Here is a 22,608-nt window from a genome sequence, read left to right as displayed (position 1 = left end):
CTATTCTGGTCTATTGAAAAAAGACAACTGTTCATACAGAATCTGCATTTATGTTTTTAATAAACTTTCTGATCGTTTTTAATAAACGCTACTCAAGTTTATTAAAAACGACCAGAAGTGCATTTGCCACGAATTATTCAATTTTATACAACAAAAAAGGTTGCAAACTCATCATAAGTCTGCAACCTTTGGTATATAAGGGACCCTCCTCTTCTTTAGAAAGAGGTTAATCGTCGATCTTTTTGTTCTAATATTATACTATTCATACACATAATTTCCAATCAATAAGTTTCTTCTCCGATCACAAAGATACAAAATAAAAAGCCCTTTGTCAAGCTTGCAGGACCGAAATACAGATACCCTAACATATTATCTTACGAAAAGGGAAAAAGCATGGAACACTATCGGGATTGTCTGCCGGACAGCAGTGTCTATCAATAAACAACTTTCTTTATAGTCAATTCCAAGACATGTTCACCTGCCTCTAAATTTACTATACGCTCTCCCTTCACATTGTCGGGTGCATAAAAGGTAGCAGTGCTATTTGCCGGAACAGTTACATGATAAACAATACGGTTCTTTTTACGTTCCCATTTAGAGCAGATTTCCCCATAAGGCGATTGATATCTGGCTTCAAACTCATTTAATCCACTGGGGAAATTAGGCCGAAGGAGGATATGTTTAAATCCGGGATTTTCGGGATCAGGAAAGATCCCACCCAATCCTTTATAGAACCATCCTCCAATTTCTCCGAACATCATGTGATTGTCCGAGATGTCACGTGTAGCATTCAAATCCCAGTTCTCGAGTAATGTGGTAGCACCATTGGCGATCCAGCAACCCCACGATGGATAAGTGTCTTGTGCAGCTAATTTATAAGCCGTTTCGGCTTCACCGTTCTCACTTAACGCATTCAATATAGCTTTTGCTCCCAACACACCTACATCCAAATGAAAGCCGGCTGCTTCCACCTGTTTTGCCAGATTCCGGGCTACTTTTCTCTTCAACTCTTCAGGAACAATGCCCCATTGCAAAGGAACACTCTGTTCCGTCTGAACGCCGCTACCATAAATGCCCGTTTCTCTATTCAGAAACTTGTCATTAATCGCGTTCTTTATCTTATTGGCAAGAGCAGAATAATACTTATAGTCTTCCGTTTTATTAAACATCTTTGCGGCATTGGCAAGTATCTTGGTGTCCACGTAGAAATAGACAGAAGAGGTCAGTTCCTTGGAAGAATGTGATTTAACAGGCACCCAGTCTCCTCTTCCCCATGAGGTCAATCCGGTCGGACTGGTACGATCCACATAGTCTACATATCGCTTTATATTTTCATAACAGTCTGCCAACAGTTTATGATCGCCATAAAACATATAAATGTTCCATGGAATAATAGCGATAGTGCTTGTCCAATCCAGTCCATTATCCGTGCCATATCCCCAGCCTCCTGTAGGAATTATATCGGGAAGTACACCATTGGGCTGTTGCTCGTCTCTATGGTCGGCAAGCCATTTCTCATAAACAGTGATACCGTCATAATTGTATAATGCCGTTTCAATAGCAAAATGACCGTCGCCTGTCCATCCGTTCTTTTCACGCTGGGGACAGTCGGTAGGATACCCCATCAAGTTGGACAAATAGGCATTATTTGTTGCCCACCAAAGACGGTTGATAAGCGCGTTCGAAGTATGAATCGTCCCTTTCTGCGGAACATCACTATGCACAAAGTAGGCAGTCAGACTATTCTCATTCAATACAAGGGGGTTAGTGCTTGTTACTTCCACGTATCTGAAACCTTTATAATTGAATCGTGCCATAAATTCATCCTCTCCCTTTCCACTCAAAACGAGGATGTCCGTTTGAAAAGGATCGGAGTTGTCTACCGGGCGGTGATACACATCAATATTTGACGTATTCACTCGTCCGTTGTCATATAACCGCTCACCATGTTTCAACCTCACCACAGTTCCCTCTTCCCCGGACACTTTAATGCGGGTGACTCCTGCCATATTGCGGGCAAAGTCAAATACATACGTTGTGTCATTAAGTTTCTTCCAGGTTTTTACGGGGATTGTTTCTACTGCACGAATCGGCTGCACTTGTTGTGACACCACATTCTGTGAAGGAACAGCCCTATATCCTACTCCATTCCATTTAGAATCATCAAAGTTCACGGTATTCCAGCCTTTCTGTTCCAAACGGGCGTCGTAATGCTCGGCTGTATAAATGCTATTAAAGATCAATGCGCCGGATGAAGTTTTCCAGTCCCGTTCCGTAGAAACGACTTCAACGGAACCATCCTCATAAGTAATCCGCACATCCATACAGAAAGCAGGACGGTTACGCCAAGGTGCACGATGAAAGTCCCACACGGCCATTGACTGATGATTATACCACCCATTGCCCAGCAACACACCAATCGCATTTTCCCCTTTCTGTATTTGGGAAGTAACATCATAAGTGACGTAGAAGTTACGCCTGTCAAACCGGGTATATAGCGGGTCCAGCCGGTGGTTTCCAATCTTCTCACCATTGATATACAGTTCATACAAACCTGCTACGGCAATATATGCCCTTGCCGACCGTATCTTCTTTCGTACATCAAACACTTTCCGGAAATAGGGAGCAGGACGGTAATTAATATCTTTGTTATCGCTAATCCAAGCTCCTTGCCAGTGTTCCATCCCCATCATTCCCGTTTCGAAACTATTAATATCCGAAGAAGATTTCACTCCATCCTTATCCCATACATTCACTCTCCAATAATACTTGGTAAAAGGACGAAGTTCCTGTCCGGAATAGGTAATCAGAATCTGTTCGGAGTCCTTTTTGCCCGAATCCCAGATAGTTCCTTTCCCTGCAATCAATTCAAGAGAGTCTTTGTCTACGATGACTTGACAGGCTGTTTGTCGTGCTCCTTTTCGGGCATCATTCAGCATCCATGATAACCGGGGAGTAGGATTATCTATTCCCAAGGGATTCACCAAATAATCACAAACCAGATTCACTGGTTTACAGCTGCCTGACTCTTGTGAAAATACTGCTTGCAGCATTAAAAATAGTAATCCCGGTAATAGTGTCAATCGTTTCATTTTATCCAAAAATTAGTTTGTATTTTCCTTCAATCGGATGCCATATTTATATCGCGTGCTAATTTACGAAAAATATTGTATGGACGCTTTATCTACTTGCCTCAAAAAAGCTATATCTTTGCGGCCCGAATATATACTTGGCTATGAATAAAGTTAATGGTTTACTATATGGGCTGCTTTCATCGGCTTCTTTTGGACTTATCCCTCTATTTACCATTCCTGCCATGCAAGCAGGGATGCAATTTGAATCGATACTTTTCTATCGTTTCCTGTTTGCCTGTCTGGCGTTAGGCGGAATCTTATTGGTGAATGGTCAATCATTTCGCATCAAGAGGCAGGACATTCCTTCCCTGTTTCTTCTTGCGCTTCTTTATTTAATGTCTGCCGTATTCCTGTTCTGGGGATATAAGTTTATGGCTAGCGGAGTTGCCACCACTATTCATTTCATGTATCCGGTGCTTACTACGTTAATCATGATGCTCTTTTTTAAAGAAAAGAAATCCGGCTGGCGGATCGCTGCCATTGCATCCGCAGTGGCAGGAGTTTATTTCTTATCCGGCGGAGATACAAAAACGGGGAGCTTTTCTTTCCTGGGACTTTTCATTGTTCTTCTGTCGGCACTCGGATATGCGCTTTATCTCGTCACAATGAGCCAATTAAAGATTGGACAGATGAAAGGGCTACTGCTTACTTTCTATGTATTCCTATTCGGAGGTATTCTCCTTTTTATCGGAACGGAAACCATCAGCCAGCTTCAACCCATCAGCGAATGGCATACTGCCGGCAACTTGATTCTATTAGCTTTAATCCCTACCGTAGTTTCTAATCTTGCTCTAGTAAGAGCCGTAAAAAGCATCGGCTCCACACTCACCTCTGTGTTGGGAGCTATGGAGCCGGTAACTGCTGTATGTGTAGGTATCTTTCTTTTCGGAGAAGCCTTCACCACAAGCATTGGTGTAGGTATTGCACTGATTATCGCTGCCGTAATCGTTATTATATTAAAACGATAAAAAGTCCGGTTTCATCGGAATATTTACTTCATCGGCCCATTTTTAATTCCTGAATAAGATGGGCTGCCTTGCCGTATTTCTCTATGATAAAGAGCATATACCGCACATCTACCCCGATGCAACGCTGCAAATCTGGTTCGAATACGATATCACTGCTCATTGCTTCCCAGTTGCCATCAAAAGCCAAGCCTAATAATTCTCCTTTGGCATTGAACATGGCGCTGCCGGAATTACCTCCTGTAATGTCATTGTTAGAGATAAAACAAACATTCATGTCTCCCTGCGCATTGGCATATCTTCCGAAATCACCGGAAGAAAGCAAACTCAACAACTCCGGCTGAACGGCAAAGTCAATATCACCCGCATGTTCCTTCACTTTCTCAAAAATGCCTTTCACGGTTGTGTAATAATCATAAGTGGCCCCATCAAAAGGAGTATACCCTCCAACCGTTCCGAAACTAAGCCGCATGGTAGAGTTGGCATCCGGATAAAAATTACGATCAGCATACATACGGCGCATGGCTGCATTGAATAAACGCTCCCCCTCCTCTATCTGCTCGGAAGCCTCGGAAATGCTTTGATTCATCTCATAATACTTCACAATCAAATCCAGACTCAAGGAAACAGCCGGATCCTCTATGAGATTATATGTAGTATCTCGCTCCAGAAAGCGTTTTAAGCCCTTAGGAGACGTTATATTGGAAGTTGCATACAAAGAGTCTACATAGGTCTGAATATTCCCGTTGTAGAGCGTATCTATCTTCTCATACATAGCAGGCAAAAACTTTTTATCCACTTTCGACTGATACTCTTTGAGCATGGCAGCAAAAACCTCTTTATCAATGGAAAGATCGAGATTATCATACTTCTCCAGTAACTTCTTCATGCGGGTTATCACCAACTTCTCTTCCGCCTCAAAGTCGAAATTGAGAATTTCAAGAGCGAGCTGCACTAACTCGGGACCATTTATAAACGATTCACCGAAATAAGCCAACGCACGATTGGTTTCACGGCGATTACTATAACTCAATTCTAAAGAAGAGAATAAACGAATCAGTTTCTCTCTCTCTTCCGGATGAGACTGAATCCAGTTACGAAGCGCTGCTTCAGCCACCCGTTTCTTTTCCAACACTTTCAAATGCTTGATGGCTTTATTCGTTCCGATGCTATTCTTCCAATAATTGGAGCTTTCATCGTATTTTGAAGCATACTTAATGCGAATATCCGGACGACGGTCCATCTCCCGTTTCCAGATGGTTTGTTTCACTCCCCGTACATCAATCATTGCCTGATTGATTCCATTCATCATCTCTTCGATACCATACGAGGAAAGGTAACGTTCCGTACTGCCCGGATAGCCAAGCGTCATGCAGAAAGAACCTTCTTTGTATCCATCCAAAGAAATGGGTGCTACATATTCGGGATGATAAGGGACGTTTTCAGGAGAATAATCCGCCGGACCATTCTTGGCATTAGCATAGATACGAAATACGCTGAAATCGCCCGTATGACGCGGCCACATCCAATTATCCGTATCCCATCCGAACTTCCCGACAGAAGAAGGAGGTGCAAAAACGAGGCGGACATCGTTATAATCACGATAAACAGAAAGCCAGAATTCATTCCCTGCATAATAAGCATCTACAATACCAGTCAATGTAGAATCCTTTTCGGAGACTTCCATACTGATTACATTCATAATCGAATCGACAGCCACACGGCGTTCTGTTTCCGTTTTAGCATGCCGGGCGGCAGACAATACGCGTTTAGTAACATCCTCCGTACGAAGCAGGAAACGAACATACAACTCCGGATTCGGCAGTTCTTCCTCAAGACTACGTGCATAGAAGCCATCTTTCAGATAATCATGTTCCACTGAAGAATGTTGCTGAATACTGCTAAAGCCACAATGATGATTAGTAAACACCAGACCGTCTTCGGAAACCACCACTCCTGAACAGAAGCCTCCAAAACTGACAACAGCATCTGCCAGACATGGTTTCTTCGGATCATAGATTTTATTCACAGGCATCTGCAAACCAAGTTCTTTCATTACCCGGTCAGTCTGTTTATTCTTTCGGAGATTTCCCAACAACCACATTCCCTCATCGGCAAATACATTCGACAGACAAAGGGAAAAGACTATCAAGACGGTTAGTCTGAACTTCATATTATTATTTTTAGATTCATTATTCTGTAATCAGCCTCAACTTCTTCGTTCCTACGCGGGCTTTCAGCCATTCGCCGATTTTCTCTTTCTCGGCAACAGACGGATGTCTGGCGAATTTAAGGACAGCCAATGTTACCGTATCCGTCTTCATCGAATCGACCCGCACTTCGAGCGAGTGAGCGATGGAAAGAGTAGTGATGGAAGGATAAAGCACCTTCAATTCGGGTACTAATGTACGACTCATAGCATCGTACGTTCTGTATTGCTCCAGTGTTGTCTCCAGTTGGGAAATTTTCACCGCCTGTTGTTGAAGCCGTTGCTCACTGTTTTTATAGAAGTCTTCCATGACCATGGCACGGATAGAAGATACATCTACCGCCTCATTGTTCATCCCCTGTAATACAATCAGTTTCGTATCTTCCAGCTTATACTCTTTCAACTTGCTACGAGCAATAGATATCGAAGCGTCAGGCACTTCAGGACCAATCAAAACAACCCGTACTTCTTTATGTTCATAGCTGATTTTCTTATCAAGTACCTGCGTATTCTCAAAGCTCAACTGATCGTTTATAAAACGATTGGCTGCTGCTTCATAGAAAGTGCTCTTTATAATTCCAAATGTCAGATAAACTGCAGGGCACATGGTAAGCACCACAATCAGAACGATGTATTTACGTACGGTCTTTTCACGAGTTTTATCCACAAATTCCTTCCGTTGGAAATGCATCACACGAACCCCGAGGAAAGTAGCCAGACTGATAAAAACAGAGTTGATGAAATAAAGATAAAAAGCTCCCAGGAAATAAATAAGATTGCCGGAAGCCAGTCCGTAACCTGCCGTACAAAGTGGCGGCATCAATGCGGTAGCAATGGCAACGCCCGGAATCACATTTCCTTTTTCTTTGGTAGAGAGAGCTACGACACCTGCCAATCCACCAAAAAGTGCGATGAATACATCATAAATAGTGGGCGATGTGCGTGCCAGCAACTCTGACTGTGAACCGGCAATAGGGGCAAGAAGGAAAAAGATTGTTGCCGTAGTCACACTGAAAGCAGTCGTTATGAGAAAGCTCTTCAAAGAGCGTTTCATTAATTCAAAGTCATTCAGTCCGACAGACAGTCCTACTCCCATTATAGGTCCCATCAATGGAGAAATCAACATGGCACCGATAATAACGGCAGTGGAGTTCACATTCAATCCGAGTGATGCCATGAATATGGCAAAGATCAGAATCCATAAATTGGCACCTTTGAACTCTACCCCCTTACGAATAGAATCCACTGTGGCCAGTTCGTTATCCTTATCTTTCCTCAAGTCCAGATATTCTCCCAGAAAGGACTTGATAGCAAACTTATTTCGTTCATCTGTCTTCATAGTTATTTCTTCTTTATAAATCGATTAATAACAGGAATCTGACTCAATGGTAAATCCTTCTTGATAATATAAGCTATAAATAGCAATAAGAGTACGGTACGGAAAGCGAGACGGAGCACTATATTAGAGATAGGAACCTGCTCTCCAATAACGTAAAGTACCGCTGCCAACAGAACATAAAGTCCGAGGCTCTTCAAGTCATAATGAATCGGGTATTCTTTCTGTCCTATCCAGTAGGATAGCAACAAGATGACTGCATAGCCTGCAACAGAAGCCCATGCTGAAGCAAGATAACCGTAAACCGGCACAAACAGGATGTTCAATACGACAATAATAACACAACCAATCACCGAGAAGTAGGCTCCCCAATAGGTCTTATCCGTCAGTTTATACCAAAAGGAGAGGTTGAAATAGATCCCTTTACAGATCTCTGCAAGCATTACAATGGCTACTACCCCCAGGCCTTCCCAGTAACCCCTTGCCACCAGATAACGCAACAAGTCAAGGTAGAACATGACAGCAAGGAAAGCTAGCAAGGAAAATATAAGAAAATACTTCATCGCAGCGGCATACATCTTCCGGTTGTCTCCTTCTCGGTCTTTGCCAAAGACAAACGGTTCGTAAGCATAACGGAAAGCTTGCGTAAACATCGCCATCACCATCGCAATCTTACTGGTTGCCGCATAAATACCCAGTTGCACCAACCCTTCCTGCCGGTCTTCAAAGAGAAACGGATAGATCATCTTATCTACAGTCTGGTTTAGAATACCTACCAAACCTAAGATTAATACCGGAAAAGAATATACGACCATTCGTTTCAGCAATACCCTGTCCAACTTATAAGCAAAACCTGTCAGTTCCGGGATAAAGAAGAACATCTGGACAACCGAGATAATCAGGTTGCTAATAAAGATATATCCCACTAAATAATCCGGATCATAAAACCAGGAGATCGTTGACGGACAATGTACATTCAGCCACGGGCACACCAGTAGGAAAAATAGATTCAAACCGATGCCACCAACGATAGAGAGCAGTTTGATAGCGGCAAACTTAATAGGCCGCTTTTTATACCGTAAATAGGCAAAAGGAATACATTGAAAAGAGTCTAAAGCTACCACAACAGCCATCATCGCTATAAACTCCGGATGATCGCCATAATCCAGTAAATTGGAAATAGGTTGCAGGAATAACAGGCAAAGGAAAACAAAAATCAAAGATACCCCTCCTACCGATAACAAGGAGTTGGCATATACTTTCATCGGGTCTTCTCCCGATTTGTTGGCAAAACGGAAGAATCCCGTTTCCATACCGAACGTAAGCAGTACAAGCATCAGGGCTGTAAACGCATATACGTTTGAAACAACTCCATAACCTCCGGTGGAAGCCGGCAATACCGCTGTGTACAAAGGCACCAGCATGTAGTTAAGGAACCGTCCAACAATACTACTCAACCCATAAATTGCAGTATCTTTAGCTAATGATTTTAGTCCAGCCATGTTTTATTAGTGATTATCATTCAGATTGGCTCAACGTTTCCTCTTTTGTTTGAACAACCAATCCATAAATCCGGGATAATTGAAAGCTGGATTCCAGCTTCCATGATTACAACCGGGGAATTCAATATATTCCACATCTGCACCGGCAGCTTTCAGTGCTTTATACGCTTCGCGAGAGCCTTTCACGGGAACTACATCATCCGCATCTCCATGGAAGATACGAAACTTCACATCCTTGGCAACCGATAGCCGACTTGGATTGACTGTACCGCAAATAGGAACTGCAGCTGCGAAAATCTCCGGATAACGCACGACTAAATCATACGTTCCCATCGCTCCCATTGAAAGACCGATAATATAAACCCGTTGTGTATCCACTTCGGGCATTACCAGATAAGAATCGAGCAACTGTTTAAGCGTCTGCAATATAGGACTGATCTCCTGTCCCACTGGCATTTCTGTAGGGATAAGAGACTTCGGACGTCCTGTATAAGCCCAGTAACCGTCTGTCGGACACTGTGGAATTAGAACGAAAGCGGGATACTTCTCTTGATTGACCGGATTAAGAAACATCTGTCCACCATGAGTCAACTGTTTCTCATTATCATTTCCCCGTTCGCCGGCTCCATGCAGAAACAGTACGAGCGGATACTTTTCACCTGGCTTCACCGATTCGGGATGAATCATCCGATAAGGTAAAGAGTCTCCTTTAGAAGAGACAAAAATATCCCTCCCATATTCCTGTTGAGCCGATAAAGAGAGGCTCAAAAAGAAAAAAACAAGTAAAGTAGTCCATTGCTTCATTATCCAACTATGCTTTATAAGGTTCTTTTATACCGTTTTTATCAGTCATTAAACAGTGTTTTCTGACTGTTATAAAGACTTCTTCCCAAATGTTTATAGGCAAGTTCGGTCACTTCACGTCCACGGGGAGTACGCTTCATAAATCCTTCTTTTATCAGGAAAGGTTCGTAAACTTCTTCAATGGTTCCCGCATCTTCTCCCAAAGCCGTAGCAATGGTAGTGATACCTACCGGACCACCTTTAAACTTGTCTATAATGGTGCAAAGTATCTTGTTGTCTATCTCATCCAGACCGTATTTATCGATATTCAGTGCTTCCAATGCAAACTGGGCGATCTCTGTATCGATAGAGCCGGAGCCTTTCACCTGCGCAAAGTCACGTACCCGACGGAGCAATGCATTGGCAATACGAGGCGTTCCACGGCTACGGGAAGCAATCTCCGATGCTGCACGTACCGAACAAGGCACATCCAGTATGGATGCAGAGCGACGGATGATATTGCTCAAAATATCGTCATCATAGTACTCCAAATGAAGATTAATGCCAAAACGTGCACGAAGCGGAGCTGTCAGCAAACCGCTACGGGTGGTTGCGCCAACCAGCGTGAAAGGATTTAAATCTATCTGAATACTGCGAGCCGAAGGTCCCTTATCAATCATAATATCGATGCGGTAGTCTTCCATGGCCGAATAAAGATATTCCTCCACCACAGGCGACAACCGATGAATTTCATCGATAAAAAGTACATCGTTCGGTTCGAGACTGGTTAACACTCCTGCCAGATCACCCGGTTTATCGAGCACCGGACCGGAAGTTACTTTAAAGCCAACTCCTAATTCGTTAGCGATAATATTCGAAAGAGTTGTTTTTCCTAATCCGGGAGGGCCGTGCAACAGCACATGGTCGAGTGCTTCGCCACGCAGACGTGCCGCCTTCACAAAAATGCGAAGGTTTTCCACCACCTTGTCCTGCCCGCTAAAGTCTTCAAAGCTTAACGGACGGAGTGCATTCTCGAAATCCCGTTCTTTTGAAGTAAGCTGATGTTCGCGTATGTTAAAATCTTCCTGTTCCATTTATTTCTTGAAAGTAGGAGACAAAGATAGAGATTTACATTCATTTTCAGTATAAGAAAGACGAAGATTTAGTTTATTTGAAACGTAATAACTACTTTTGCACTATCTATATACACGTTATCAACTATGGTTCTAAATTACATTTGGATAGGATTCTTCGTCATTGCCTTTATCATCGCTCTTATAAAAGTGATTGTTTTGGGAGATACGGAGATATTTACGGCTATCATGAACTCTACATTCGACTCCTCCAAAACGGCATTCGAGATATCGCTGGGACTTACGGGTGTACTGGCTCTTTGGTTGGGCATCATGAAGATTGGCGAGAACAGCGGATTGATTAATGCACTGGCCCGCTTTCTTAGTCCGGTGCTTTGCCGTTTGTTTCCGGACATTCCTAAAGGGCATCCGGTGTTAGGTTCCATCTTTATGAATATGTCTGCCAATATGCTCGGTTTGGACAATGCCGCCACCCCGCTGGGACTGAAAGCGATGAAAGAACTGCAAGAACTGAATCCGAAAAAGGATACCGCTTCCAATCCAATGATTATGTTTTTGGTGATTAATACCTCCGGCCTCATCATTATTCCGATAAGTATCATGGTATATCGTGCACAAATGGGGGCTGCACAGCCTACGGATGTATTTATTCCTATCCTGATAAGTACTTTCATTTCAACTTTAGTCGGAGTTATAGCAGTCAGCATCGCTCAAAAGATAAACTTAATCAATAAACCAATTCTCATTTTAATGGGTGTTATCTGCCTTTTCTTTTCGGGATTGATCTATCTGTTTCTAAGTGTATCGCGGGAGGATATGGGCACTTACTCTACTCTGATAGCGAATATTCTGTTGTTTAGTGTCATCATCCTGTTTATTTTAACGGGAGTCAGAAAGAAAATCAATGTATACGATTCTTTTGTAGAAGGAGCCAAAGAGGGATTTACAACGGCTGTACGCATCATTCCTTATCTGGTTGCTTTCCTTGTGGGAATTGCAGTGTTCCGCACTTCGGGAGCAATGGATTTTCTGGTGGGAGGTATCGGCTATATAATAGGTCTATGTGGAGTTGATACAAGCTTTGTCGGAGCCTTACCTACTGCATTGATGAAATCACTTAGTGGCAGCGGCGCAAATGGCCTGATGATCGATACGATGAAAGAACTAGGACCGGATTCATTTGTTGGGCGTATGAGTTGTGTCGTACGCGGAGCTTCAGATACCACATTCTACATTTTAGCCGTTTATTTCGGCAGTGTGGGAATTACCAAAACTCGTAATGCGGTGACCTGCGGCCTGATTGCAGATTTTTCGGGTATCATAGCCGCTATCTTAATCAGTTATTTATTTTTCTTTTAAATCATAACATTCAATTATGGCTGTAACTTATCAAACAGAAGGCGTAAAAATGCCTGATATCAAGAAACGTGAGACTACGGAATGGATAAAAGCCGTAGCAGCTTCTTACGGAAAAAGACTCGGTGAAATCGCTTATATCTTTTGCTCGGACGAAAAAATTCTGGAAGTAAACCGTCAATATCTGCAACATGACTACTACACAGATATCATTACTTTCGATTATTGTGAAGGCGATCGTTTATCAGGTGACTTATTCATTAGCCTGGACACAATACGCACTAATGCGGAGCAATTTGGTGCCTCTTATGATAACGAACTGCACCGTGTCATTATCCATGGGATTCTTCATCTTTGCGGTATTAACGATAAAGGACCCGGAGAACGGGAAATTATGGAAGCTGCGGAAAACAAAGCATTAGCTATGCGACAAGTGTAAGCAAGCCTCAACAGCAAACGATTTCAAAAAGTTATCGATTTACTAAAACATACACTGTAACGCACACTATAACGAAGACGCCCCATCGTAATCACTACGGTGGGGCGCTTCATTAGCAATACGATGCTAATATTAACACTAAATTATTAAGAGAGAGATTTATTACTTCTTGTCAGGAGCTACTTCAGGAGTAACCAATTTCTTGATTGATTTCGTATTCAAATACAGAAAAGCCAATCGCGGAGGCCCGTCCTGTGTGACCAACTCTAATGAATCAGATGTCAACTTCCCAATACGTTCACGCGTTTTATACACTTCCATCTTTCCATTATCTTCTTTGCTGAATCCTTCGATAATCAAATAGCCTTCCTTATCTATTTTCCAGGTCTTTAAATCCAAAGAAGGGATATTAACTGAAGAGCATTTCCCACCTTTTTTAAATTCGAATCCCTTGAGTTCACCTGTAGATTTATAAGTATAAGGATTACACCATTTACCTATAATTTGTTTCTCCACTTTGTCCTGTCCATAGCTATTGAATGCGAAGCAAGACAGAACCATAGCTGTAATTAATAGTTTCTTCATTTTATTTATTTTTCTAGTAAATCATATTTCTGATTAATTCCGCGTTCTCTCAAATGAATACCCTCTTTCATCCAACGCGGTTCTTTTGTTCCTTTTAAATAATAGTCAAAGAACTGCATCATTCGGATTGTCCAGTCTTTCTGTGCAGCCTGATTGCTGAGAAAATGCCCTTCGCCTTTATAATTGAGATGCCATGCCGGACGTTGCAAACGGCGCATAGCCAAATACAGGGCACGCCCTTGTTCATAAGCTACAGCCTCGTCCTGATCGTTGTGCCAAATTAGTAACGGTGTATGTATCTTATCGGCTTCTACAAGAACAGAGTTAACCAAATACTGATCTTTAGCTTCCCACAATGATTTACCCATGCGGCTTTGCCACTCTTCGTACATGAAATAACGCGGCAAACCACTTCCATTACGAATACCCAAATATCCGGTTACCATATCCGTAATAGGAGCACCAATATTAGCGCAAGTGAAAATATCGGTCTTTGTCACCAAATAACTAGTTTGGAATCCTGACCAGCTATGTCCTTGCAGCCCTATCTTTCCCGGATGTGCTATCCCCTGTTCTATCAAATATTTCGTTCCGCTTACTACGGCATCATAACAACTCTGTCCCGGCATTCCTATGGTGAAGTGCACATCCGGCATGAATACGATATATCCATTGCTGATAAAATACATCACATCCCCCATCGCGCTGCTCAACATCGGAGCATGATAAGTATTCAACCCACCTGAATGTGTCTCGTAGAATTGTACCAGTACGGGATATTCTTTTTGAGGATCGTAATCTTCCGGCAGGTAAAGTATTCCTTTGTTGGGTTTATTCTCATAGTTAGTCCATTCCACCAACTTGGCAGTTCCCCATTTGTATTCGCTTTGTTGGGGATTAGCGTTCGTTATACGAATCGGATCGGAGAAATCTGATTTACTCCACCACAAATCACGGAATTCTGATATATTCTGACGATTCCAGATACAATACTTCTGGTTGTCCGAAAAACGATGAATTGCATAGATATAAGGACCGCCTGCAAGTTCCTTCAAGCGACCTTTCATGTCAAGTGCACAAATGTCTTCGTCCATCGTGTTTTCATCCCATACGCTGACTATAACCTGTTCGTTCGGTTCAAACACTTCCTTATCGATATTGCTCGTCATTTTGCGAATAGACTTCTTATTTTTGCGACCATATCCTTTGGTTAGGCATTCCGGCTGACGTTCACCAGTCAAGTCTATTTTCCACCAGTCATAAGCGTCGTAAATCAGCACATTATTGCCATCAGCAGTCCAGCCTGCAATGCCATAAGCAGGTGCAGGATTCGGCTTGTCATAAGTCTCCTCGAACACAGGATACCCAATGGCTGTTGAAATATCGGCAACCTTACCCGTTTCTCCATCAAACTTATTCCATACTTGCGCAATGGGATCATACATCACAGCCCATTTACCGTTCATCGACCACCTCGGTCTCATCCGGTAGCTACGTCCTACCAACTGCTTTTCTCCCGTATGCACATTTACAGAATAAATGTCAAACGGCACTTCATTAAGCCATTCCTTCTGCATGCGGTAAGGAGTTTCGTCCGTATAAAGCACATGATGAATTTCTTCCGCACGGTCCGGTTCCAGCAAATCAGCATGACCGGGAGCTACTTCCGTCAACTTTTTGGAAGCAATATCATAGATATATTTCGAATATTGAGGACGAAAATAACGGCCACGAGTCTGCAAAGGAGGAACTTCAGTTTCATTCCAAGTCCATAATTCCAATTCAAAACTCTTATCCGGCTTTACTTCCTCTTCTTTTTTATTTCTATCCACTTTCTCCTGGTAAGGTCTGATTTCCATTGTCAGAAACTTCTGACGACGTGACAGACTGGCGCGGGCAAGCTCCATTCCGGCAGGAAGAACAATCTCTTTACGGTCGAACACCAAATCACAGGTATTCTTCTTTAAAGAAAAGTTGTACCATAATGAATCCTTAATGCTGAACTCCCCTGTCATCTGTTTTGCATTCAAACTGAAGGTAGTAGGTTCTTTCTTTACAGAACTTTGATAAATAGTCTGATAAGGTCCCGCCAATGGGCCATAGCACAATGCGTTTCCTTTCGTCTGTCTGCGTACAAAGATGATAGAACGTCCCTCGTTGTACAAAGTATAGTAGCCAATACTGTCAATTTGGAAAGCAGTGCCCGTTTTCATATGGCGAACCACTAAACGATCAAAAGACGGAACATGATTGACTGTATCTTTCGGAACGTTTGTTACTGAAACCGAATAAGGAGTTCCATTTACCGGCCGGAAAGATTCCTTATACGCCCATTCAGTCCTTACACCCGAAGGCAACTCCATCAGAATCGTTTTCATATTTCCTGTAGAATCAGCCTTCTGATAAGAAAGAGCCTGATCCGAATTATAAAACTCTATGTTTTCCACATCATCCAACAGGATTTCTTTGCGGGTACGTGTATCAAACAGGTGCAGAGTCTTTGCCTCTTTGTTTTCAGGATTATACTCCATAGGGGCAATCCGATAGGTAACCCACCGTCCTGTCGGAGAAATATCCGGTGTCTCAACACGCTTCCACGACATACAGGCTTCAATATCCACCGGTTTCTTCTGTGTTTGAGCATCGACACTTGGGATAATACCGATTAACAATCCCATCGTTAATGCGATTCCCATTATTGTCTGTTTCATTTTATCTTCTCCTTTCATCTTTTATCATATATTTATTCAGGTCAACATCCGCATCAGCCGAGTTATCATCCAATAACAGGCGGGCAAAATGACGCCACATTTTATGTTCGAAGAAATCTTCGGATTCACCAAAAAATCCATGAGTACATTTCGGCAATACGAACATATCGAAGTCCTTATCCGCTCTAATCAGAGCATCTACCAACCGCAAAGTATGAGCCGGATTTACAGTCTGATCTATTGCACCAGTGAATAGTAATAAACCATGTTTATAGTTCTTTGCCAGCTCCTGATTCGGACGTACACGAACACTATAATCATAAGTAGTGTGTTCTACTCCCAGACTGTCTTTCTCTGTTTTAACCTTCTCATCCACGCCAAAATGAATTTCCACAAAGCCTTTGTTATAGATTCGGTTGTCATGATTGCCCGCTGATGAAACGGCAGCCGAATAGAAATCGGGATAAGTACAGATAGCGGCAGCCGACATAAATCCTCCACCGGAGTGTCCGTAAATACCTACTTTGGTTACATCAATAAAGGGATGACGCGCAGCCAGTTGCTCAATAGCGTATTTATCATCCGCCAACGGATAATCGCGCATATTATTGTATCCATAAGTGTGATAAGCTTTTCCACGCATCGGAGTACCACCTCTATGGCCTACTGTGATAACGATAAATCCAAGTTGTGCCAAACGGGTATTATACACATCATTAATCGTGAAACGTGTCGGTACATACTCAAAGAATGGTCCTGGATAGACATTGGAAATTATAGGGTAAACCTTCGTCGAGTCAAAATCAGCAGGTTTCCACATTACCCCATAAAGGTCGGTCACACCATCGGCAGCTTTCACTTTAAAACGTTCCGGGGCTTTCCATCCCAAATCATAGACAGGTTGCAGGTCCGGTTTATCCAATGTCATAATCACTTTTCCATTCCGGTTACGGACGACATTGACAGGCTCCTGCGATACAGTAGAGTAAGAGTCTACGATATAACGACTGGAAGGGGATACGGTGGCTTCATGCGATGCGTTCTCCGGTGTCAATAAACGGAGTGAATTTAGTTGGTCCAGTCTAGCCTCATAAAGAATATAGTAATAAGGATCAATGTCTTTCTCGCGACCATAGCCATAAAAATACATTTTGCGGCCAACAGTGTCAATCTTCGCTATCGGGCCAGCCACCCAAGTTCCGTCCGTTACCTGATTTTTCAAGTTGCCGGTTGCCGTATCATACAGGTAATAATGTCCCCATCCGTTACGTTCCGAGCGGAACAAAATTTCTTTTCCATCATTCAGGAAAGACACACTGCGCATCTGATAATCAAGATATGGCTTATTCTCTTCATGAATCACGACACGCACCTTTCCGGTTTGCACGTCTACTTCGCAAATATCCGATTGATTCCATGTGCGGTTATAACGTTGGAAATAAACGTATTTGCCGTTCTTTGATGAATATAGCACATCAATATATTGATCCGGCCAACGGTTTATATCGACCTTCTTCACTTCCCGTTTATCTACGTCGCCAAGCAGAAGTTCATATTGAGTCACATTTTTATCTCCGGCCAGTTCCGCTTTATAAGTTGTCAATTCAGGGGACGGAGTAGATAAAGAGTTGATTAGCCATAAATCACGTACTTTCCGGTTATCTTCACGAACAACATAGAAACGGTGACTATTCGGAATCCAATGAGCGGATTCAGCGCCGAAACGCCCCTCCATCTTACCCTCATCTTCACGATTAAATGTATAATCCGGTCCGCCATCCGTAGTCAGCTGTACTGGAATTGTATCCTGGCCTTTTTTAGGATTTCCGACAAAATAGAGATTATCCTTACTCGCATACAACATATACAGGCTATCGGGAGAATACTTCTTCCAATAAGGTTCACCATCTTTATAAATCGGTTTTTCATCGAGCTTCTTCAATACTTTCGTACGAATATTGTATGTATAGAGTCCCCGGTCAAAATCCAGTCGAATCGTCTCGTTATCTTTCATAAAAGTGAAAGATAAATAAGGATCTGCCGGAGAATAGGCCTTTTTGGTGTATGCCGCAATTTTACTCAATAATTCAGGAGTATCAAACAACAAGCGTCTTTCCTTTTTCTTCGGATTTACATAATAGTATTTCTTTCCCTCGCGGGTAGTGAAAGAGTAATAAAAACAATCCGTATCGTTGATAAATGTCGGTCTGACTTCCGCAGAGTATTTCGAAACAGGATTCTGTGTCAACAAACGGAATTTCTCCGCTAACTGGTAATTTGCTTTTTGCTGTGCGCCGGCAGTGCCGCATATGAATGCAACAACTGCCATACACAAGTATCTAAAGAGAGAGTTTTTCATAAAACCTTATCTATAATTTTATTTGCAACGGTTAATATCTCCCCAATGGTCTGCCCGGGTATCCCCCAACAAATGTTTGGCAAAGAAACGGTACATCTTTTTTTCGAAGTATTTATCGGCATAGCCATATCCATGACCTGTACCCGGAATCACCAACATATCAAAATCCTTGCCGGCTTCAATCAACGCCTGGGCTACCCGGTAAGTATGTGCAGGATTTACGTTCTTATCCATATCTCCTGTCACAAGCATCAAGTGTCCTTTCAGATTCTTGGCTATCTCAGCATTCGATTTTACGCTAAACTTATATTCATACTCCTTTTTCTCATTACCCAAACTGTCTTTTACGACTTTTTCGACTTCTCTCACCCCATTGTAACATTCTCCCCAACCACGATTGTAGATACTGTTATCATGGTTTCCCGAACAGGAAACTGCAGCCGTATAAAAATCAGGATATGTAAAAATAGCAGCCGCAGCCATAAACCCGCCACCTGAGTGTCCGTAAATTCCCACTTTCTTTCCATTAATAAACGAATGGCGTTGAGCCAACTGCTCGATAGCATATTTATCATCCGCGAGCGGGTAATCACGCATATTACCATAACCATAACGATGGTAAGCCTTGCCACGCATCGGTGTATCTCCTCTATGGCCTACTGTAATAACAATAAAGCCAAGTTGAGCCATACGAGTGCAATAGCTGTCATCAAGAGTAAAGTTAGTAGGTACGAAGCCAAAATACGGGCCAGGGTAAACAACCGAAATTATTGGATATTTCTTTTCGGGGTCAAAGTCAGACGGTTTCCACATCACTCCATATAAGTCGGTAATATTATCAGCAGCCTTTACTACGAAACGCTCCGGTTTCTTCCAACCTGCGGCATAAACTTGACTCAAATCAGGTTTTGCTAGTTCCATAATAACCTTACCCTTCTTATCTTTCAACATAATTTTAGGCTCCATATCAACTCTGCCATAAGTATCGACATAGTAATTATGAGATTTCAAGAAGTTAATATTATGCTGTCCATCTTCCGTACTCAAAGGAGTTGCACCCTCTTTGTCAATGTCGACTTCAAAAAGCATATAGTAGAAAGGGTTAACTTTCTTGTCTTTTCCATATCCATACAAGTAAACTTTCCGTTTCAGTGTATCAATAGAATTAATATAACCTGTCACCCATTCACCGGAAGTCATTACATTCTTGAGGTTTCCATCTCCATCATAATGATAATAATGTCCCCAACCAGTACGTTCCGAGCGGAACAGAATATCCTTTCCATCGTTCAAAATAGCGACATTACGGGCATGTGGATCACGATAGGGTTTGTCTTCTTCGTGAATAATTTCCTTTACTTCCAAAGTAGAAAGATTAACTGAGCATACATCCACCTCATCCCAAGTACGCTTAGTACGTTCAATGAATAGATATTTACTATCAGAAGTAACATGTAAAGGCATTACATATTGGTCATTCCATTTATCTATCTTAGCCTTTTTCGCAGTCTTCTCCACTATATCAATCACCGTCAAATCATTCTGAGTTACATACTTGTCACCCGGGAACTCATATTTATACTCTTTCAATGAAGGATAGTCACCTAAAGAATTAATAACCCAAAAGTTACGTAATTTGCGATTATCATCACGTATAATATATATGTGCCGATTATCCGGACACCATCGCGCCGATGTCGGCATCTCTCCCCCTTCTTCAGGCTCGTAATCATCCTCACGAGCATAAGAAAAATCTTTCATGCCATCCGTAGTCAATTGCACTTCTGTTGTATCCACTCCTAGTGCCTTATTTCCCTTTACATACAGATTATGATTCTTTGCATATAGAATATATTTCTTATCAGGAGAGAAAGTCATCCAGCTATAGACCGATTCTGACACATCTTTCTTTTCTTCCTTCTTTTCTGCATATTTGAGTTTTCCAGTCAGACGATTATAACTATATTGCTTTCCCTTATAATCGAATTCAAATGAATGTTGGTCTTTAGAAAAAGTTACAGATGAAATATCTAGTTTATTTTTGTCTACTACACCTTTGGTGAATTCGCTCAACTGCATAGCCATCTTCCCTTTGTCAAAAAGAAGCTCACGCTTTCCCGCAGCAGGGATCACATAATAATATTCTTTACCAGCTGTCGTTTGAAACTCGAACCAGAAATTATCTGTATCGTTGATTTCCCTTGGGTAAATCGACAGACTATTATTAGATAGTTTACCTCCTAAAGTGAAATCATAAAACTTCTGTGCCAATTCATAATTAGCTTGCTGCTGAGAAAACCCCAACTGAAAACTCCAATACATTGACAGGATAGTAAACAATATTTTTTTATTCATACACAAGTTTAGTTATCATAAAGATAGGCTCACGCTTTTCAGCGTGAGTCTGGAATTATAAAAAGGTTCTATCAGAAAGTATAAGTAAACACTCCAGTAGCATTACCAAACTTATACAAAGTATCCACTATTTTTCCAAAGTTATTATTATCTTTACCCTCAGTTTCCGGACTTGGATAAAGTTGGTTCACGATAACCTTGTCCAACATTTTATCCTCCTCTACTATTCCATAAATAAAGAAATCACCATTCTCTAATGCAACCCCTAGATGCCCATTATGATATATATCACCATCCCTTGAATACTCTTCTACATCATGGCTGGATATAGAAACTATATTCTGGTCAAACTTCTTCAGCAATACAGCATTACTAGTAGAGCCGCCATATGGGCAATACCATATCTCCTTTCCACTAGCAATTACAACATACTTTTTATGTGGGAATACAGCCATATCAACATAGCCCGCTGCAAACACCCCGGCATTAACCGGGACCTCTTTAAAGTCAGTAACAGTCACTATACCTCCACTTGTATCTCCTTCAAGTCCAAAATAGCGTATACTATATGTACCATTTTCTTCCATTAATGCAACCCATTTAGGAACAAGATATGAATCTGTCACATCAAAACGATTATCACGTCCACACGTTGCAGGTACCATTGATACGATATTTTTACTCATCTGTTTAAAATGTTTCTCATCCGTAGTCTCTGTGAGCTCAACAATATTTCCATCGTTTCTAGATGAGTTCTCAGTGATTGCAGAAGGAGTTCCGTCAAGAGAATATTCATTATAACGACCTACATCCCAAATACCGACCAAAGAATTGTCCTCTGTGCAAGCAGGAATTACATAATAATTACGATTATATAATTTATGAGCCTGATATAATCCCTTAAACTTTGTGCTATTTGCTAATGGTACTGAAATATATGAACCTGCGTGATAGTCATTAGCCAATATTTTCTTATGCAAATAGATAAACCCATTTTTATCTCTGATTAGCTTTGAAGAAAATGTCATAGCTGCTTCTACCGGATTAAAATTTTCAGGAAGATCATTTCCAAATTCTTCCTTTGTATAAACTTCATGCTCCATTGTATTTCCATTCAATTCAACCCAATTACCCTTTCCTTGCATGACTACAATCTCATCATATACAGCATCCGAAAAACCAAAATCATTTTCCACTCCAATATGCTCCATTAATCCTTTCGGCTCTGTTCCCAAGTCAGGACGGAAATACTTTTCAACATCATAGAATACAATAGAATCACGCTCAATAGGATTCCCCTCCATATCAATATCATCACGCTTCACCGTTCTCATTTTTATAAAGGAAAGAGCAGATTTTCCTTCTTTCTCCGATAGTATTAACCAACCAACCAAATAAGGAGAACGCACTGTTATTTCCGCTGATTTAGAAAACTTCACCCCTGTTTTGTTATCCACAACGGAATACGTCACTTCATACTTACCTGTTTTTGCAGCATTAAATGTGTAATCAGGAGTCTTTACATCCAACAGTTTCCCATCTAAATACCACTCGTAACTAACATCTGGTTGAATACTATCAATTGTAAATTTAAATTCAGGCTTCAAATACAAATCTTCTTCCACAGATACTGTATACCATCCATTCATATTCTCAATTGAACCATTCAACTCATTGATTTGCTTATAGTTGAAATCATTTTTATCATCTAGACAGCTACTGATACAACATAGCAATGAGAATAATACAGTATATAATAATATCCTTTTCATAATCATTT

General features: G+C 41.6%; 14 protein-coding genes. 3 read left to right on the top strand and 11 right to left on the bottom strand.

The features are described 5' to 3' along the window. Nucleotides 1-434: 434 nt before the first annotated feature. Entirely contained in the window at nt 435-3,092 is a 2,658-nt protein-coding gene (locus DXB58_RS14490; protein WP_122137275.1) for a glycoside hydrolase family 78 protein, read from the bottom strand. Nucleotides 3,093-3,235: 143 nt separating this feature from the next. Here DXB58_RS14490 and DXB58_RS14485 point away from each other — a divergent pair, with 143 nt between their 5' ends. Then, nucleotides 3,236-4,102, top strand: a complete 867-nt coding sequence (locus tag DXB58_RS14485) for a DMT family transporter (protein ID WP_004302970.1) — start codon at nt 3,236-3,238, stop codon at nt 4,100-4,102. Nucleotides 4,103-4,130: 28 nt separating this feature from the next. On the opposite strand, the gene DXB58_RS14480 is transcribed toward DXB58_RS14485, so the two are convergent. The 5 genes from DXB58_RS14480 to ruvB are packed head-to-tail and all read right to left on the bottom strand — an operon-like array spanning nt 4,131 to nt 11,023. Then, nucleotides 4,131-6,272, bottom strand: a complete 2,142-nt coding sequence (locus DXB58_RS14480) for a S46 family peptidase (protein ID WP_122137273.1) — start codon at nt 6,270-6,272, stop codon at nt 4,131-4,133. 19 nt (nt 6,273-6,291) lie between these two features. Continuing rightward, a complete protein-coding gene (locus tag DXB58_RS14475; protein WP_122137271.1) occupies nt 6,292-7,647 on the bottom strand; it encodes a TIGR00341 family protein in 1,356 nt (451 codons plus the stop codon). A 2-nt stretch (nt 7,648-7,649) separates the two neighbouring features. Beyond that, nucleotides 7,650-9,146, bottom strand: a complete 1,497-nt coding sequence (locus tag DXB58_RS14470) for an oligosaccharide flippase family protein (RefSeq protein ID WP_122137269.1) — start codon at nt 9,144-9,146, stop codon at nt 7,650-7,652. A gap of 30 nt (nt 9,147-9,176) precedes the next feature. Beyond that, nucleotides 9,177-9,950: a dienelactone hydrolase family protein gene (locus tag DXB58_RS14465; RefSeq protein ID WP_117933565.1), complete on the bottom strand. Its 774-nt coding sequence runs from the start codon at nt 9,948-9,950 to the stop codon at nt 9,177-9,179. A 41-nt stretch (nt 9,951-9,991) separates the two neighbouring features. After that, nucleotides 9,992-11,023, bottom strand: a complete 1,032-nt coding sequence (gene ruvB, locus DXB58_RS14460; protein WP_004298040.1) for a Holliday junction branch migration DNA helicase RuvB — start codon at nt 11,021-11,023, stop codon at nt 9,992-9,994. Between the two features lie 126 nt (nt 11,024-11,149). On the opposite strand from ruvB, the gene DXB58_RS14455 reads away from it, so the two are divergent. Together DXB58_RS14455 and ybeY are read left to right on the top strand one after the other, a co-directional pair. Continuing rightward, complete coding sequence (locus tag DXB58_RS14455) at nt 11,150-12,382, top strand: nucleoside recognition domain-containing protein (RefSeq protein WP_122137267.1); 1,233 nt, start codon at nt 11,150-11,152, stop codon at nt 12,380-12,382. A 16-nt stretch (nt 12,383-12,398) separates the two neighbouring features. Next, on the top strand, nt 12,399-12,818 hold the full coding sequence (gene ybeY, locus DXB58_RS14450; protein WP_007748675.1) for an rRNA maturation RNase YbeY: 420 nt from the start codon (nt 12,399-12,401) through the stop codon (nt 12,816-12,818). A 162-nt stretch (nt 12,819-12,980) separates the two neighbouring features. Here the strand turns inward: ybeY and DXB58_RS14445 are convergent, their stop codons facing one another. The 5 genes from DXB58_RS14445 to DXB58_RS14425 form a co-directional block, all read right to left on the bottom strand. Beyond that, nucleotides 12,981-13,403 carry a lipocalin family protein gene (locus DXB58_RS14445; protein WP_122137265.1) on the bottom strand — a complete coding sequence of 141 codons (423 nt, stop codon included), beginning with the start codon at nt 13,401-13,403 and terminating at the stop codon, nt 12,981-12,983. A 5-nt stretch (nt 13,404-13,408) separates the two neighbouring features. Beyond that, nucleotides 13,409-16,132, bottom strand: a complete 2,724-nt coding sequence (locus tag DXB58_RS14440) for a prolyl oligopeptidase family serine peptidase (protein WP_122137263.1) — start codon at nt 16,130-16,132, stop codon at nt 13,409-13,411. Continuing rightward, nucleotides 16,116-18,473, bottom strand: a complete 2,358-nt coding sequence (locus tag DXB58_RS14435; RefSeq protein WP_122137262.1) for a DPP IV N-terminal domain-containing protein — start codon at nt 18,471-18,473, stop codon at nt 16,116-16,118. Before DXB58_RS14435 ends, DXB58_RS14440 begins: the two co-directional genes overlap by 17 nt. A gap of 18 nt (nt 18,474-18,491) precedes the next feature. Further along, nucleotides 18,492-20,795: a DPP IV N-terminal domain-containing protein gene (locus tag DXB58_RS14430; protein ID WP_369907135.1), complete on the bottom strand. Its 2,304-nt coding sequence runs from the start codon at nt 20,793-20,795 to the stop codon at nt 18,492-18,494. Between the two features lie 104 nt (nt 20,796-20,899). Further along, nucleotides 20,900-22,600: a PKD-like family lipoprotein gene (locus tag DXB58_RS14425; protein ID WP_122137361.1), complete on the bottom strand. Its 1,701-nt coding sequence runs from the start codon at nt 22,598-22,600 to the stop codon at nt 20,900-20,902. Nucleotides 22,601-22,608: the final 8 nt, after the last annotated feature.

The sequence above is a fragment of the Bacteroides sp. OM05-10AA genome, from assembly GCF_003439055.1.
Classification (GTDB): domain Bacteria; phylum Bacteroidota; class Bacteroidia; order Bacteroidales; family Bacteroidaceae; genus Bacteroides; species Bacteroides intestinigallinarum.
This window is presented reverse-complemented; position numbering and strand designations above follow the sequence as displayed.